Below are 14,571 nucleotides of genomic sequence, written 5' to 3'. Positions count from 1 at the left end.
GCAGTAAAGGCGCTGCCGTGCCTGCCGGCTACGCCGGCATCCACGGCGGCATCGTGGAACTGCTCGATGCCGCCCGCCAGGCGGCGGCGCGCAGCGTCAATGCGCTGATGACGGCCAGCTATTGGGAGATTGGTCGCCGCATCGTGGAGGCCGAGCAACAGGGCAAACGGCGCGCAGGGTACGGCGAACAGTTGATTGCCCGGCTGTCCGCCGACCTGACCGCGCGCTTCGGGCGCGGGTTCAGCCCGGACAACCTGGAGAACATGCGGCGGTTCTTCGCCGCCTATCCCCGGCCGGTGATTTCCGAGGCACTGTCTCGGAAATCGGGCGACGGGCTGCCTGCCGAGAAATCCGAGACAGTGTCTCGGAAATTGGCCTTGGGCGAGCTGGCGCAGGTGTTCACGCTGCCGTGGTCGGCCTACGTGCGGCTGCTGTCGGTCAAGGACGAGCACGCCCGCCGCTTCTACGAGGCCGAGGCGCTGCGCGGCGGCTGGAGCGTGCGCCAGCTTGACCGGCAGATCGGCAGCCAGTTCTACGAGCGCACCGCTTTGTCGAAGGACAAGGCGGCGATGCTGGTCAAGGGCGCTGCGCCTAGGCCGGAGGATGCCGTCAGGCCGGACGATGCGATCAAAGACCCGTATGTGCTGGAGTTCCTGAACCTCAAGGACGAGTATTCGGAATCCGATCTGGAAGCAGCCCTGATCCAGCGGCTGGAGGATTTTCTGCTGGAGCTGGGCGAAGGGTTCACCTTCGTCGGTCGGCAGCGGCGCTTGCGCATCGACCAGACGTGGTATCGGGTGGATCTGCTGTTCTTCCACCGGCGGCTGCGCTGCCTGGTCATCATCGACTTGAAGCTGGGCAGCCTGACCCATGCGGACGTGGGCCAGATGCACATGTATTGCAACTACGCCAAGGAGCATTGGGCGTATCCCGACGAAAACCCGCCCGTGGGTTTGATCCTCTGCGCCGACAAGGGCCACGCGCTGGCGCGGTATGCCTTGGAGGGCTTGCCGACGAAGGTGATGGCGGCGAACTACCGTACCGTGCTGCCGGATGCCGAACTGTTGCAGAAGGAGCTGGAAACCACGCGGCGACTGCTGGAGTCGCGTGCGGCGAAGCAGCTCAAGAAGCTGCCGCAATAGCCGGGCGTCCCGGCGTGCCGCCGTCGGGTTCGCGGGCTGCGCCCCGCGCTTCGTGCCGAATCGCGGCCATTCGGCTTTGACCCTGACGCCTCCGGCCCTCTCGGCCTGCGCGCTCCGCTTGCCCCAAAAGCCGACTGTGTGCAGTGGGCGGGTGTGGGCGGTCTTGCTGTTCCCTTCACCGTATCACGGCGTTCTCGCCGTCAAGGGCGGCGCGCGCCATGCGCGCTTGCGTCCTGGCGGCCGTCTGCGACCCCTGACTGCTTGCGCTGCGCCGTGCTGGCGCCGGTTCCGGGCAATTCCGCCCGAGCAACCGGAGCACGATCATGTCGCAACTTTCCTCTCTCTCGATACTCCGCTGATGGTGCGCGATGGCCGTGGGCGCTATCGGCCGGCGGACGCCGACCAGATTCTGGAAGCCGCGCGCCAGGTCATCGAACAGAAGATGCAGCGCGGCGCCGAGTTCACTTCGCCAGTTGTGGTCAAGGACTACCTGCGCGCCAAGCTGGCCGGCTTCGAGCACGAAGTCTTCGCGGTGCTGTTCCTCGACACGCGCCATCGGCTGATCGACTACGTGGAGATGTTCCACGGCACGATCGACGCGGCCGAGGTGCATCCGCGCGAGGTGGTGAAGCTGGCGCTGCGGCTCAATGCGGCGGCGGTCATCGTTTCGCACAACCATCCGAGTGGGAACCCCGAGCCGAGCGCGGCCGACAAGGCGATGACCGCGCAGCTTCGGCAGGGGCTGGCGCTGGTGGACGTTCGCACGCTGGATCACGTCATCGTCGCGGGAAGCCGTACCACGTCATTCGCCGAGCGCGGCCTGCTTTGACCCTTGGGGGCTTCGGCCCCCTTTGCTGCGCCCGGCCGCGCGACTCCGGCCCTCGCGGGCCTGCGCGTGCTGCGCACTTGCCGAAAACCGGGGTGCGTGGAGGTGCGAGAGAGGCGGTCTTGCTGTTCCTTCATCGTGCCACGGCGTTCTCGCCGTCAAGGGCTGCGCGCCGATGGCGCTTGCGTCCTGGCGGCCGTCGTTGACCCCTGACTGCTTGCGCTGCGCCGTGCCCCGGAAGGGTCGGGCAATACCGCCCGGCATCCTTTCAGGAGTTCACCGTGAACAACGCACTCATCACTGACGAGCAGCGCATCGTGCTGCTGGCCAACGGCCGCGAATCCTGGAGAACCCGGACTTCGATCCGGCACCCGTGGTCAAGCTGTTTACGCCGGACGCCGGCGCGACCTGGCTGCTGACCGAGATTGATCCCGATGACCACGACCACGCCTTTGGTCTTTGTGACCTGGGCCTGGGTGCGCCAGAAATCGCCTGGGTCAGCCTGGGCGAGCTGGCGACGGTGCGCGGCGGGCTGGGCCTGCCGATCGAGCGCGACCTGTCTTTCCGCGCCGAGAAGCGGTTGAGCGCCTACGCGCGCGATGCGCGGCTGGCCGGGCGGATCGCTGTCTGAGCCGGCCCTCGGAGCGCCGCAAGGCGCTCCTTGCGCTTTTCCAACCTTCGCAGGAGATCAATGCCATGAGCAGCCATCACGACTACATCATCGAAATCACTGCGCAGCACGATGCGCTCAAGCCGTTCGCGCCGGAGAACGGCCAGCCCCTGCGCTTCAAGATCGGCGACGCGGTGATCTACACCAACGAGTTTGGCGCGCAGTTCCGGCGCCGCGTCACCGGGTTCTACCAGCCCACCGGGCTGTCGGGTCTGTACGCGCGTGGTGCGCGCTACCTGCTGGACTCGTCATCGCCGTGGATGCCGGTATCGGAATCCAGCCTGCGCCCTGACGACTCGGCGTGATGCCTACGCGCCCCTTGTGGGGCGCTGCGCGCTTCGCTTGCCTCCAGGGAAAGCCCTGCGGGCTATCCCCGCCGCGCGGTGCTTGGCGCCCTCAAAGACCGCCGAACCGGCTGCGCCGGATCGGCCAGACCACAGCAGTCGTTGTCGAACCTGTTTCCCCATGACTGACGCATGAGCTTGTGCATCGAGCATTGAATGCTGTGCGTCCCCGGCCAAGAAACATGGCCGGTCGCGCTGTCGTGCGCGCTGCGCATCGAGCCGCCTGCGGCGTCTCGCCCCTTCCGGGCTTCCATCGTTCCTCGCTCCGCTCGGCTGACGCCTCAGGCCCGGATTCCTAGCCCGGATATTTCACGCATGTAGCCAACGGCGTGCGCAGCGGGGCATCGCGGCGCGGATTTGAGCGAGCAAGGCCACGATGTTGGCCGCAGCCATGGGTGTGATGGTCGGCATGCGCAATGCCGTCGCACTGACCCCCACCCCGGCTTGGGTTGCGGGCCGTTTTTGTGTCATCGCGCCGGCCAGGCGCTGCTGGTGTGTTCAGGGTGAGCGCAGCTGGCTCATGGCGTGCGCGAAGGTCTGCGCACTGGGCCAGTTGGAGGCCAGGTACAGGCGGATGCGCCGCGTGTTGCGCGTCACCACTGCCGCCACCTTGAGCAGCTTGATGCGCAGCGTGTCGATCTGCGCCGTGGCCAGCTCTGTGCCCTGCAACGCCAACGCGCGCAGCCTCTCTACCAGCACGTAGCCCAGCGCGGCCAGCAGCATGCGCAGTTGGTTGGAGCGCAGCACATGGCAGCTCGTGCGCGTGGCGAACAGCCCTACCTGCGCTTCCTTGATCCGGTTCTCCGCCTCGCCGCGCTGGCAGTACACGCCGTCGTACAGCGCCTGGGGATCACCGGCAAGGTTTGTCACGATGAAGCGCGGGTTGCAGCCTTGCGCGCCCCATTCAAGCCGCGTGATCACGCGCCGCTCGTGCGGCCAGCTCTGTGCGGCGTAGTCGAATTCATCGACCATGCGCTGTTTGGCCCCGCTGCGCTCGTATTCGTCTTTCATTGAGAGTTCGGCAAACGCCACGCGCGCCTGCAGCCGTGCATTGCGCGCCAGACCCACGATGTAGTGCACGCCGGCGCGCTCGCACCAGTTCAGGATGCGTTGGCGGCAGAACCCGGAGTCGGCCCGAAACACGATGCGCACCTGCGGCCAACTCTGGCGCAGTCTGCGCACCAGCAGCTTGAGGATGGCCCCAGCGTGCTGCGCCGCATCGATGTTGCTGGGCCTCAAGTAGGCGCACAGCAGTTGCTGGCCGCAGAACACGTACAGGGGCAGGTAGCAGTAGCTGTCGTAGTAACCATGGAAGAAGCGTGCCTCCTGCTGGCCGTGCAACGGGTTGTCGGTGGCATCAAAGTCCAGCACCAACTCTTCGGGCGCGCTCTCGAAGCTGGCGATGAACTGATTGACCAACACCTCGTGCAGCCGCCACGCCGTGGCACGGTCGGCCCATTTCTCCAGTCGGCAAAGCGTGGGCGCGCTGGCAATCTCGTGGTCCACGCCAACAGCCGTCTGCACAGCCACGTCACAGCGCAGAGCACCGTGGTCGTTGAGGTCTTCCCAGCCCAGCGCCAGGCCGTACACCCGCTGGCGCAACATGTCGCGCACGTCGTGCGTGATCAGTAGCGGATTGCGCGGATCGGCGATGCAGCGCGCCGCCGCATCCATCAAGCCCAGCTTGCGATCGACCTGGCCAAGCAGCATCACGCCACCATCGCTGGTCATGCTGCCGCCGTCAAAACACCCCTGCACCACGCGCCGGCCCAACCGGCCAAAGTCCATGCTCCCAACGTCAATTTCTTCGGTACAGTTTGGCTTCGGCATTGCCCGCTCGTTGATCAAGATTCGACACCTGGATTTTCGGGCACACAAGGGCAATGCCGTACTCGTTTGTGGCTCTACTACGGTGAAATATCCGGGCTAGATCCGGGCCTGCGCGCTTCGCTTGCCGTGCGGTCGGCGTGTGGGGAAGGCCGTTGCCTTGTCCAGCCGTCTTCCCTGACTCCATCACCTTGTCCGCGACTGTAGCCCGCGGCCGTGTGCCGTCAAGGCGCGCAGGGCCGTGTCCTCGCTTCGCTGCGGGCCGCACCAACCCTGCGCTTGCCTCCTTGACGACCCCCGTCCGCGCGCTCCTGACCGTCGCGGGCGATGAACTCAGGAAAGACGGTGGCAACAGGGCCAACCGGGTTCCTCGTGCCGACCGCACCGAACAGCCGAAAGGCTGGGCTTCCGAATCTAGGAATCCGGTGTGCGGTGAACAGCAAACCCTTTTTCTTTGTCAGGAGAAATGCCATGCAACTCGCATCCCGCTTCGCTTCCCGTTCCCCGGTGCTGCGTTCGGAACGTCCCTTGTCCGACGACCAAATCCGGGCCGTGGCCCCGTCCATCTTCGCGGACGCGCCGCACGAAAGCCGCTCCGAGCGGTACAGCTACATCCCCACCGCGACCGTGCTGCAAGAACTGCGCGGGGAAGGCTTCGAGCCTTTCATGGTGACGCAAACCCGCGTGCGCAACGACGACCGCCGCGACTACACCAAGCACATGATCCGGCTGCGCCACTCCAGCCAGATCAACGGCCGCGAGGCCAACGAAATCATCCTGCTGAACTCCCATGACGGCACCAGCAGCTATCAGATGCTGGCCGGGATGTTCCGCTTCGTTTGCAGCAATGGCCTTGTCTGCGGCGACACCGTGGCCGACGTGCGCGTGCCGCACAAGGGCGACGTGGCGGCGCATGTGATCGAAGGCGCTTACGAAGTCCTGCACGGCTTCGACCGGGCGCATGAATCCCGCGATGCCATGCGCGCCATCACGCTGGACGCCGGGGAATCGGAAGTGTTCGCCCGCGCTGCGCTGGCGTTGAAGTACGACGAGGACAAGCCCGCGCCCATCACGGAATCGCAAATCCTGATGCCGCGCCGCCACGACGACGACCGCCGCGACCTGTGGAGCGTGTTCAACCGCACGCAGGAGAACTTGACCAAAGGCGGCCTGTCCGCCCGCGCCGCGAATGGCCGCCGCCAGACCACCCGGCCCGTGCAGGGCATCGACCAAAGCGTGCGCCTCAATCGCGCCCTGTGGCTGCTGGCCGATGGCCTGCGCCAGTTGAAAGCCTGAATCCCCACGCGGCAGGGGCAGGCAGCAGCCCTTGCCGCTTCTCTCGCTGCTGCATCCCTAACCGCAAGGAGTTATCACCATGAACGCCGTACTCAAAACCGAAGCCGTCGCCATCGAAGCCGCCGCCCCGCTGGAAATGGCCGACCCGTCCAAGAACCTGATTCTGGTTCCGCTCTCGCAGTTGCTGCCGCGCCGCTCCAAGCGCAACGCCCGCAAGATGCCGCGCCTGTCCATCCCCGAACTGGCCGCGAGCATTGCCCGCATCGGCCTGCTGCAAAACCTGATTGTCATCCTCGCCGCCGATGGCGAGCAATACGAAGTCGTCGCAGGCGACCGCCGCCTGACCGCCTTGAAGCTGCTGGCGAAGAAGAAGCGCATCCCCGCCGACTACGAAGTGCCGTGCCTGCTGGTGGCCGATGCTTCCGCCCGTACCGTCAGCCTCGCGGAGAACGTGCAGCGCGAGAACATGCACCCCGCCGACCAGTTCGCGGCCTTCGCCGCGCTGGTCAAGGAAGGCCGGCCCGTCGAAGACATTGCCGCCGACTTCGGCGTGTCCCCGCTGGTGGTGCAGCGCCGCTTGAAGCTGGCGAACGTCTCGCCGCGCCTGATGGCCGACTACCGGGCCGGTGGCGTGACGCTGGAACAGTTGATGGCCTTGACCATCACCGATGACCACGCCGCGCAGGAAGCCGCGTTCTATGGTGCGCCGGAATGGCAGCGCAGCCCGTCCAAGCTGCGCGAGCGCCTGACCGAGCGTGAAATCGACGCCACGCACGCGCTGGTGCGCTTCGTCGGGCTGGACACCTACCGGCAGGCAGGCGGCGGCGTCCGCCGCGACCTGTTCGCCGAAGGCGATGCCGGAACCTACCTCACCGATACCGCAGTGCTGGAAACGCTGGTGCGCGACAAGCTGGCAACGCTGACCGAGGACGTGCGCGCCGAGGGCTGGGCATGGGTGGAGGCCGTGCCGCATCTGGCCTATGAGGAACGGCAGGCGTTCCAAAACGCCCCGCGCCACCGCCGCGAGCCGACCACCCGCGAGGCCCGCCGCATCGCCTCGCTGGAAACCCGCCTCGAAAAGATCGACGCCGAACTGGAAGAGGCCTACCAAGGTGAAAGCAGCGAGGACGAGGCCAAGGCCGAGAAGCTGGAACAGCGGCGCGATCAGGTGGTCGGGGAACTGCAAGACGCGGAGGACGCCTTGCAAGGCTACGCCCCCGAGGTGCGCGAGGTGGCCGGTGCCATCGTCACCATCGACCGCAACGGCGAGGCCGTCATTCATCGCGGCCTGCTGCGCGAAGCCGAGGCCAAGGCGCTGCGCACGCTGGAAAAGCTGCGGCGCGGTTTCGGCAGTGCCGAAGGCGAAGCCGCCAACGACGAGCACGAGGACGCCGACGACGCGCCCAAGGCCGCGAGCCTGTCCGACCGGCTGGCGCAGCGGTTGAGCGCCCACCGCACGGCGGCGCTGCAAATCGAAGTCGCGCGGCATCCGCACGTCGCGCTGGCCGCGCTGGTGCATGGCATGGTGCAGAGCGTCTTGCAACCCGACGCCTACGGCGACGGCCTGCCGCTGGGCGTGCGCCTCACGGCGCAAGACCGGCTAGAAGGCAGGGCCCCGGACTGGCCGGAATCGCCCGCCGCCGTGGCGCTGCGCGAACTGCAAGAGTTGGCGGGCGAAGCCTTGCCGCAGGACAGCGCCGAACTGTTCGCCGCGCTGCTGGCGAAGTCGCAAGACGAACTGGTGCGGCTGCTGGCCGTGTGCGTGGCTTCCACGGTGGACGTGGTAACGCCCCGCGCCACGCCATACCAGCCCGGCGAGGAACTGGCGCAGGCCGTGGGCCTCGACATGGCCGCATGGTGGAAGCCGACCGCAGAAGGCTACTTCAAGCACGTTTCAAGGCCGTGATTCTGGATGCCGTGGGCGCATTTGCACCGGAATCCGTCACCCGACTGGCGAAACGCAAGAAGGCCGACATTGCCAGCGAAGCCGAGCGGCTGGCCGATGGTACGGGCTGGATGCCCGCCATCTTCAAGGCCGAAGGCCCGCAGCAGGCAGTACGGGAAAGCGCGCAGGAGGCAGGCCCGGAGCAGGACGCACCGGAGGATGCCGAAGCAAGGGCGGATGAACCCGCCGAGGCGCTGGCCGCTTGACCCGCGCCGAAGGCAAGCGCCCCGGCCTCGACCGGGGCGCTTCGCTGGAAGGAGAGGCCCCATGACCCACATCACCAACAGCCGCCCGCGCATGGCGGCGATCTACGCCCCGGCAAGGCACGCGCCCGCCGCTGGCACGGCGCAGGCGACGTGCGCGGCTACCGCCCGCCCTCGGGCTGGTCGGCTTGCGCCGACCTCACCGACATTCATCCCATCACGGGCCACGCCTTGCCGCGTGCCGTGTGGTGGCTCATCGAGACGAAGTAATAATCGCGTTCAGCACCGCGTCCAGGCCGTTCCGACCTGGACGCGGTGGACGCAAAATCCGGGCGCGGCAGTGGCCGCGCCCGGTGTTCCAAGCGCACAGCCGAATCGGAACGCCGTCGCCATCACCACAGTTCAGGCGGCGGCGTTGACGTGACCGGGCTTCCCGCCCGGCAATACCAGGCCCGCATGGACCTGCAAGCCGAAGCGCCCGCGGTGCGCAGGAATCACCAGCAGTTTTCGGCTTGCCGCGTGCATACCCCGCAGCGTAGGCCGCGCCCATTTCATCAGAGGCATGTCCGCGTTTCCTGTTTGGAAATCTGGAACTGCCTGGGCGTGTCGGCGCACTGCGCCGCCGGGCTTTCGGGCTGCGCCCCGTGCCGACTTCGCTGTCACGGCCATTCGGCTTCAATCCCTCACGCCTTCGCGCCTGCGGCGCTGCGCTTGCCTCCAAGGGAAAGCCCTGCGGGCTATCCCCGCCGCGCGCAGCTTGGCGCCTCTCGATGCGGCCAAACCGGCTGCGCCGGATCGGCCCGGCCAGCGCCCCGCCGCGATGAACGGAGCGCTGGCGACCACGCTGGCGCTTGCTGCGGCAGGTTGTGCAGGTGCGTGCCGTCCTCAACGCTGGCGGTTCCTGCCCATCACGTCACGATGGACGGTTCACGGACAACCCGCCCGGCATCGCTATGGAACTTCCACGCCACGCCTCAAGACCGGCACCGCAAGATGTGGCGGAGGCGTTCTCGCCTGTCGTTGCGGGGCTGACCTGGCCCGCGTCAGCGGGCGAGCCGGAGAAGCCTTCGGGCGGGGATGCCGAGTTGGCCCCATCTCCTTTCGGAGCGGTTCGGCCCAAGGCGTCCTTGTCTCGTTATGAATCCTGGCGGGGCGCGGCTGCGCCTCGGGCTTCATGGCTGCAACCGTCCGGCGAAAACAATTTCCGCCGCTGCGCGGCTTCCTCGCGCAGCAAATTCTTTTCGCCTCCCGGCTCTCCACTGCGTTTCGACCGCAAGCGGTGCAGCCAGCCCGTCCCCCGCCGGCCGGATCACAACAAGGACGCGATGGGCGCGAACCTTGTTCAACCGAAAGGAGAAATCATCATGGCCAACATCGGCACCTTCACCGCAGACAAAGACGGCTTCACCGGCACGCTTCGCACCCTGACGCTCAACGTCAAGGTCAAGCTGGTTCCCAACGACAAGGGGGACAGCGAGAAAGCCCCGGACTTCCGCGTTCAGGCCGCCAGCCACGATATCGGCGCGGCGTGGAAGAAGACCAGCGAGGCCGGGCGGGACTACCTGTCCGTGACCCTCGATGACCCTTCGTTCCCGGCTCCGGTCTATGCCCGCCTGATTGAAGGCGAGGACGGCACGCACGACCTGATCTGGTCGCGCAGCAAGCCCCAAGCGGCGTGACCGCCGCAGCGCCCCGCCCATTGCGGCGGGGCGTTTTTAGCTCACGGCCCTAGTTTGAGAAATGGCTTCATCAGGCACTGTCAAGTTCTGACTGAAGAACATTACCTCATTACCAACATATCGTCTTTGTGCGGTGTAGTTCAGACCATAGCTCAACGATTGGCTCATGCGATACATGGCACAAATTTCTTCCGCGTTGTCATAAGAAACAACCCAAGGCCATTTGAACTTCTTCTGTTGAATGACTTTGGCAATGGCCGCGTGGTCATCATGCTCGTAGTAATTTCGATACAACCCCTTTCCCTTAACGTAGTATGGGGGTCGAGGTATATCAGAGATTGTTTTGGCAGAAAATCCGAGCAGCGATTCAGAAGGCGCAATGAATCTTCACGATACACCGATATGTCACTCTGTCGCCGGGCGATTTCACGAATGCGTGAAGCAACAACGTCCTTCTTAAATCTAGCATCCAGCTTGTAGTTCCCGTTCTGACTCTTTCCGCCAATGACGCCTGCCTTGAGAATTCCAGATCGATTCGTCCGATTCATGAATAAAGTCGCAAATCCTTTCTCGACTAGGCTGGCAACGCAATCTTCGCGCAAAATGGTTCGCCATCTAAACCATTCTTCAATGGTAATAGGGGTGGATTCGAGTAAATCAAGAAGCTCAGTTGAATGCTTTGTTACAGCAACCCAAAAAGCGTATACGGCAGGATCAGCATCGTTGATATGGATATGACTTGCGTGCCCATGAAAGAGTAGATCAAGTGCAACGCCTGCCCCGCCAGCGTATGGCTCCAAGTAATGCCCTCCCGTGACACCATTCGTTTCCATTATTTTTGCAATGAATGGAGCAAATGGCGCCTTCCCGCCAGGGTAGCGCAGAGGGCTATACAGTCTGTTTGAGAACATCGTTATACCTTTCTTGGCTTAACTTCCAAGGCGGCCAACTTGGTGACGTCCACAGCATACCCTATGCTCATCACACCGTGAACAGCCGTCTTGAAATTTTCCAAGAATTCGTTAATAAGCACTGGATTGTTATCTGCCCAATGCTTCCAAGGATTGTAGGGCTTGGCTCCAGAGGTGAGCAATTTCTGAAATTCGACACTCTTATAAAAACGCTTAAAAACCTCTCTCGGCTTCTTGGTTCCAGTGTATGCAGCCACCCGCTCCTTCACCTCAACAGAATCCCCGTTGATTGAAAACTCGTTCAAAACCTCGCGAGCTGCATTGGTGAAAACATCTCTTGTGAACTGCAAGTCATTTTTCCAAAATGGATGTGCGGCAGGGAGATTGTACAAGTGCTCGAATACAAGTTGGTCAGGCGGGAGATGCCCGGGCAAGAGAGTCACTGTCTTATAGCTCTTCCCTGTAACTTGAGAGCCTTGATCTGCATCCAGACAGACGATGCTTCTTTCCGAGAACTCAGGGATTTTCTTCTGGATCAACTGAAGATAGTTGGAGCATCCGAGTGACACTTCCGACATCGGGTTTGTGAACTTCTTTATTGGCTGCCTGTACAGCAAAGTTGCAAAAAGTCTTCAGCCTCTTTATCTTCGAAATAGATATTGATGCGAGGCAGTGAAACTCCAGACGATGTATCGATGGTCTTTGTGTTGATGTCTGCACTAATCTGCGCCCATGACCAGTCTTGCATCACCTGGACATTGCCATAGGTGTTGCTCAAATAAATGGTCTTGTACTTTCTTCTGAACTGGCGACTTTGCTCATATGCATACTCAATCAGAACTGGCGAATGCGAAGTCATGACAACTTGAAGATCCAAGTTCTTGCACTCGCGATCAAGCATCTTCAGTAGATTTACTTGTGCAGTCGGAAATAGCCCAGCATCAGCCTCGTCGATTAAAAGCAAACCGCCTTTATAGTCAGCATAATCTTCCTTCAGCTTTCTGAAAGACATCAAGGCCAATATGATCTGGCCTGCATTGTCCTCACCCGCCGAAACAGAGTCTTGGTCGTAGTTCTCCCCGTGCGCCACCGCAGAACTGATTGTTCCATCAGTCCCTGTTGCAAGCGATGCGTTGCGATTGAGAAGTTCGTTCGTTAGCGCAATGAAATCTTTCTTGTGTTGCTCTAGATAATCAAAGTCGCCTAGCTTGTAGTCTCTGGCCGCGATAGGGTAAAGACGCTTCAAGCTAAGAAAAATCACCGGATGAGTAAAATTCCTGCTCGTGTTGCTGCTTCCGGCCGCTGTACTATTATTCCTAACCACAGGCCTGGGTGACTTCCCTCTTTTCATCAGCTCAAGTTTGGCGGTCGCAGCCTGATTTGTATATCCATCAAGCAAATCAATGTTCACGGACATGGAGCCGGGGACATCAAACTTTTCGGATATCCTGAAATGGTCACTGTATTGAGACTTGAACATCCCTCCTGCAATCTGCCGGAATGCAAGGGACTCATCCTTGACGTAATCTTTTTCAAAGCTAAAAATTTGCGCAGCTATGCCCAGTATCGAGGACTTTGATGTGCCATTTTTCCCGCAAACAACAGTGATGTAATCGCCGAACTCAACCGCCACATCGTTCAATGCGCGGAATTTCTCGATTGTTAGCTTTTTAGTTGAGTCTTAGGCATGGTGTGCGGAGTTTGTTTTTAAGTCCCTTGAAGAAACCTATCTTTGGCCGGAATCATCCACAGCCAATTCTTTGAGTTCCTGTCGAACTAACATTAAAAGGTGATCGGCTTTCTGTTCGCTGTCGCCGGAGTACGCCAAGGTCAGCAACGTGAGCGGGTGGATCTTCATCACTTCGCACAGTTCGGCCAGCTTGTGCAAGGTCGGGCTTTTCAGGTCGCGCTCCAGGGTACTCATGTAGGTGCGGCTAGACACGTCAGAGAACGCTTCCTGGCTCAAACCGCGCGCCTTCCTGACCGTCTTCAATGCCTTCGCCAGCGAGTAAGTTGTTGCCACCTTGGGTTCCCCACAAATACCAAGATGACACCCCATTGCATCCTATAGAGCTACAATCTATAGTGTTCATTCAATGCCTGTGCTTTTACGGAAATCCGTATCGGCGGGTTCCTGTAGAGCCACGGAACCGCATCCGTGCTTGCGCACGAAGGCGCAAATCCGGTTTCGCGGTTCTGCGCTTCGACGTGGAACCGCGTTCGTGCACCATTGGATTTGTGGGATTGCCGACCATGCCGCAGCCGCTCACCACCGCCCCGGAACGCGCGCAACTGCTCGCCAACGGCGAGGCCCGCGCCGCTGGCCGGGCCATCGACCCGGTGCCCGTGGTGCGGCTGTTCACGCCGGACGCGCATGTGACCTGGCTGCTGGCCGCACTCGATCCCGCCGATGGCGACACCGCCTGGGGCCTCATCGACCTGGGAATCGGAATGCCGGCGCAAGGAACCGTCAAGCTGTCCGAGCTGGCCGGCATCGTCGGGCCGCGCCGGCAGCCCGTGATGCGCGACCTCTATTTCCGCCCCACCCGCACGCTGTCGGAGTACACCCGGCTGGCCGAGCGCGACGGAGCGATCCCGGACTGAATACGGCCTACTGTGACTTTTTCAGTCTGGTGTCATACCGGGTAAGTCTCAATCGAGATTCTTGCGGCGTAGCCCCACCAGTCTGACCCAAATAGACAGGATGCTTGGCGCGGATTGCGGCAGGCTGGCTTGTGCAGTGTCCCCGGTCGTGGCGCTGCCGCCGCAGCATTGAGACGAATACCGCAACACATCGGAGCCAATCGGTCTTGACAGCCCCATCCGCCTTTTTAACCCATGACGTTCCGACGAGGGCGATGTAGCGCGTAGTTCTTCCGTGGCGGCGAGTCCTGTTCGCAGGAGGAGGCGTCATGGTCAATCCTCATCACCTCGCGCATTGGTATCCCACTGCCGCATACCTGTATGTCTTTTGGCTGGATGCGCTCGCGCTCGCTTGGGAGTACCTGCGCAGGCATCCCGACTACCGGCTCGACTGGCTACGCCGTCATCGCCGGCCTGATGCAGCGCATCGCTGGGGTTTGCGTCTGCTGGAAGACCCGGCACTGGATGCGCGTGACGCGCATCCAGCTTGGCTGCCTGGTCATGCTGCCGTGGTGCAGCTCTACCCCGACGCTGATCCGCCGCAGGATGCCACCGCCTTCGCGTTCTGGCGCATCCCCGGCCACAAGCAACTGTTCCACGACGGCAAGAAGCTGGCGCTGATCGCGCGCAGCCCAGGCCATTGCCTGCGCTTTGCGCTGGCGCCCGGCCTGGAAGACGGCATGGCCGTGGCCTATGCCCAACGGAGCGGCACTGCCGCCCCTGTGCGCGGTCATGCACGCGGGGCGACCTTCGCTGCCACCACGCCCAGGCCAACACCTTCCGCGCTGCTGGAACTGCACACCTTGCAGGCGCTCGACGCGACCCTCGCGGGTGCGTCCTTGCGCGATGTGGGCGAAGGACTGTTCGGTGCCGACGCCGTGGCCGACTGGTACAGCGACGGCGGCCTGCGCTCGAAGGTGCGCCGCCTGGTGCGGCGCGGCGATGCGCTGATGCGCGGCGGCTATCGCCGCCTAGCACGGCTTCCGCCGCTTGAGAAGGGTCGTTTTGATGCGGACGCAAAACGACCCTGATCGGAAACCCTCGCTTCTTGAGACTGCCTCCATCCGGTCGCGCTGTGTGGCCGG

The 14,571-nt window shown here is 62.8% G+C and carries 13 protein-coding genes and 3 pseudogenes; 10 read left to right on the top strand and 6 right to left on the bottom strand.

Translation table 11 applies throughout. The features are described 5' to 3' along the window. Positions 1-17 precede the first annotated feature (17 nt). From H0I39_RS15185 to H0I39_RS15170, 4 genes and pseudogenes are all read left to right on the top strand, one after another. Positions 18-1,142 (top strand): PDDEXK nuclease domain-containing protein, encoded by a 1,125-nt coding sequence (locus H0I39_RS15185; protein WP_180551043.1) that lies wholly within the window; start codon positions 18-20, stop codon positions 1,140-1,142. 358 nt (positions 1,143-1,500) lie between these two features. After that, the gene (gene radC / locus H0I39_RS15180; RefSeq protein ID WP_180551042.1) at positions 1,501-1,971 is read left to right on the top strand and encodes a RadC family protein; all 471 of its coding nucleotides are present in this window, start codon (positions 1,501-1,503) and stop codon (positions 1,969-1,971) included. A gap of 278 nt (positions 1,972-2,249) precedes the next feature. Further along, positions 2,250-2,599 (top strand): annotated as a pseudogene (locus tag H0I39_RS15175) (DUF2958 domain-containing protein). A gap of 65 nt (positions 2,600-2,664) precedes the next feature. Next, on the top strand, positions 2,665-2,943 hold the full coding sequence (locus tag H0I39_RS15170) for a hypothetical protein (protein WP_019372676.1): 279 nt from the start codon (positions 2,665-2,667) through the stop codon (positions 2,941-2,943). 537 nt (positions 2,944-3,480) lie between these two features. Here the strand turns inward: H0I39_RS15170 and H0I39_RS15165 are convergent. Next, on the bottom strand, positions 3,481-4,812 hold the full coding sequence (locus H0I39_RS15165) for an IS1380 family transposase (protein WP_180550132.1): 1,332 nt from the start codon (positions 4,810-4,812) through the stop codon (positions 3,481-3,483). Between the two features lie 468 nt (positions 4,813-5,280). On the opposite strand from H0I39_RS15165, the gene H0I39_RS15160 reads away from it, so the two are divergent. The 3 genes and pseudogenes from H0I39_RS15160 to H0I39_RS15150 all read left to right on the top strand — a co-directional run bounded on the left by H0I39_RS15160 (position 5,281) and on the right by H0I39_RS15150 (position 8,523). Continuing rightward, on the top strand, positions 5,281-6,105 hold the full coding sequence (locus H0I39_RS15160; protein ID WP_040435350.1) for a DUF932 domain-containing protein: 825 nt from the start codon (positions 5,281-5,283) through the stop codon (positions 6,103-6,105). Positions 6,106-6,184: 79 nt separating this feature from the next. Next, a pseudogene (locus tag H0I39_RS15155) lies at positions 6,185-8,256 on the top strand (ParB/RepB/Spo0J family partition protein). A gap of 61 nt (positions 8,257-8,317) precedes the next feature. Beyond that, a pseudogene (locus H0I39_RS15150) lies at positions 8,318-8,523 on the top strand (hypothetical protein). A gap of 132 nt (positions 8,524-8,655) precedes the next feature. Here the strand turns inward: H0I39_RS15150 and H0I39_RS15145 are convergent. Beyond that, positions 8,656-8,817, bottom strand: coding sequence for a hypothetical protein (locus H0I39_RS15145; protein ID WP_180551041.1), 162 nt, complete (start codon positions 8,815-8,817; stop codon positions 8,656-8,658). Positions 8,818-9,617: 800 nt separating this feature from the next. On the opposite strand from H0I39_RS15145, the gene H0I39_RS15140 reads away from it, so the two are divergent. Further along, complete coding sequence (locus H0I39_RS15140; protein WP_019372671.1) at positions 9,618-9,932, top strand: DUF736 domain-containing protein; 315 nt, start codon at positions 9,618-9,620, stop codon at positions 9,930-9,932. A gap of 164 nt (positions 9,933-10,096) precedes the next feature. Here the strand turns inward: H0I39_RS15140 and H0I39_RS15135 are convergent, their stop codons facing one another. The 4 genes from H0I39_RS15135 to H0I39_RS15120 form a co-directional block, all read right to left on the bottom strand. Further along, complete coding sequence (locus tag H0I39_RS15135; protein WP_257645819.1) at positions 10,097-10,843, bottom strand: DNA adenine methylase; 747 nt, start codon at positions 10,841-10,843, stop codon at positions 10,097-10,099. 2 nt (positions 10,844-10,845) lie between these two features. After that, complete coding sequence (locus H0I39_RS15130; RefSeq protein WP_180551040.1) at positions 10,846-11,421, bottom strand: hypothetical protein; 576 nt, start codon at positions 11,419-11,421, stop codon at positions 10,846-10,848. A 17-nt stretch (positions 11,422-11,438) separates the two neighbouring features. Then, positions 11,439-12,476: an AAA family ATPase gene (locus H0I39_RS15125; RefSeq protein WP_308645929.1), complete on the bottom strand. Its 1,038-nt coding sequence runs from the start codon at positions 12,474-12,476 to the stop codon at positions 11,439-11,441. A gap of 93 nt (positions 12,477-12,569) precedes the next feature. Beyond that, positions 12,570-12,866, bottom strand: coding sequence for a helix-turn-helix domain-containing protein (locus H0I39_RS15120; RefSeq protein WP_040435230.1), 297 nt, complete (start codon positions 12,864-12,866; stop codon positions 12,570-12,572). A gap of 230 nt (positions 12,867-13,096) precedes the next feature. On the opposite strand from H0I39_RS15120, the gene H0I39_RS15115 reads away from it, so the two are divergent. After that, positions 13,097-13,447: a DUF2958 domain-containing protein gene (locus H0I39_RS15115; RefSeq protein ID WP_180551038.1), complete on the top strand. Its 351-nt coding sequence runs from the start codon at positions 13,097-13,099 to the stop codon at positions 13,445-13,447. A gap of 308 nt (positions 13,448-13,755) precedes the next feature. Then, positions 13,756-14,517 carry a DUF2285 domain-containing protein gene (locus H0I39_RS15110; RefSeq protein WP_180551037.1) on the top strand — a complete coding sequence of 254 codons (762 nt, stop codon included), beginning with the start codon at positions 13,756-13,758 and terminating at the stop codon, positions 14,515-14,517. Positions 14,518-14,571: the final 54 nt, after the last annotated feature.

Origin of the sequence: Ottowia beijingensis, assembly GCF_013423955.1 — a bacterium.
GTDB classification, from domain to species: domain Bacteria; phylum Pseudomonadota; class Gammaproteobacteria; order Burkholderiales; family Burkholderiaceae_C; genus Ottowia; species Ottowia beijingensis.
Note: the sequence above shows the minus strand (reverse complement) of the source record. Positions and strands in the feature narration are given on the sequence as shown.

Coding starts and splice junctions, on each gene's coding strand:
- H0I39_RS15165 (WP_180550132.1), bottom strand. CDS start 4,812: ATGCCGAAGCCAAACTGTACCGAAGAAATTGACGTTGGGAGCATGGAC.
- H0I39_RS15135 (WP_257645819.1), bottom strand. CDS start 10,843: ATGTTCTCAAACAGACTGTATAGCCCTCTGCGCTACCCTGGCGGGAAG.
- H0I39_RS15140 (WP_019372671.1), top strand. CDS start 9,618: ATGGCCAACATCGGCACCTTCACCGCAGACAAAGACGGCTTCACCGGC.
- H0I39_RS15110 (WP_180551037.1), top strand. CDS start 13,756: ATGGTCAATCCTCATCACCTCGCGCATTGGTATCCCACTGCCGCATAC.
- radC (WP_180551042.1), top strand. CDS start 1,501: ATGGTGCGCGATGGCCGTGGGCGCTATCGGCCGGCGGACGCCGACCAG.
- H0I39_RS15130 (WP_180551040.1), bottom strand. CDS start 11,421: ATGTCGGAAGTGTCACTCGGATGCTCCAACTATCTTCAGTTGATCCAG.
- H0I39_RS15115 (WP_180551038.1), top strand. CDS start 13,097: ATGCCGCAGCCGCTCACCACCGCCCCGGAACGCGCGCAACTGCTCGCC.
- H0I39_RS15160 (WP_040435350.1), top strand. CDS start 5,281: ATGCAACTCGCATCCCGCTTCGCTTCCCGTTCCCCGGTGCTGCGTTCG.
- H0I39_RS15145 (WP_180551041.1), bottom strand. CDS start 8,817: ATGCCTCTGATGAAATGGGCGCGGCCTACGCTGCGGGGTATGCACGCG.
- H0I39_RS15170 (WP_019372676.1), top strand. CDS start 2,665: ATGAGCAGCCATCACGACTACATCATCGAAATCACTGCGCAGCACGAT.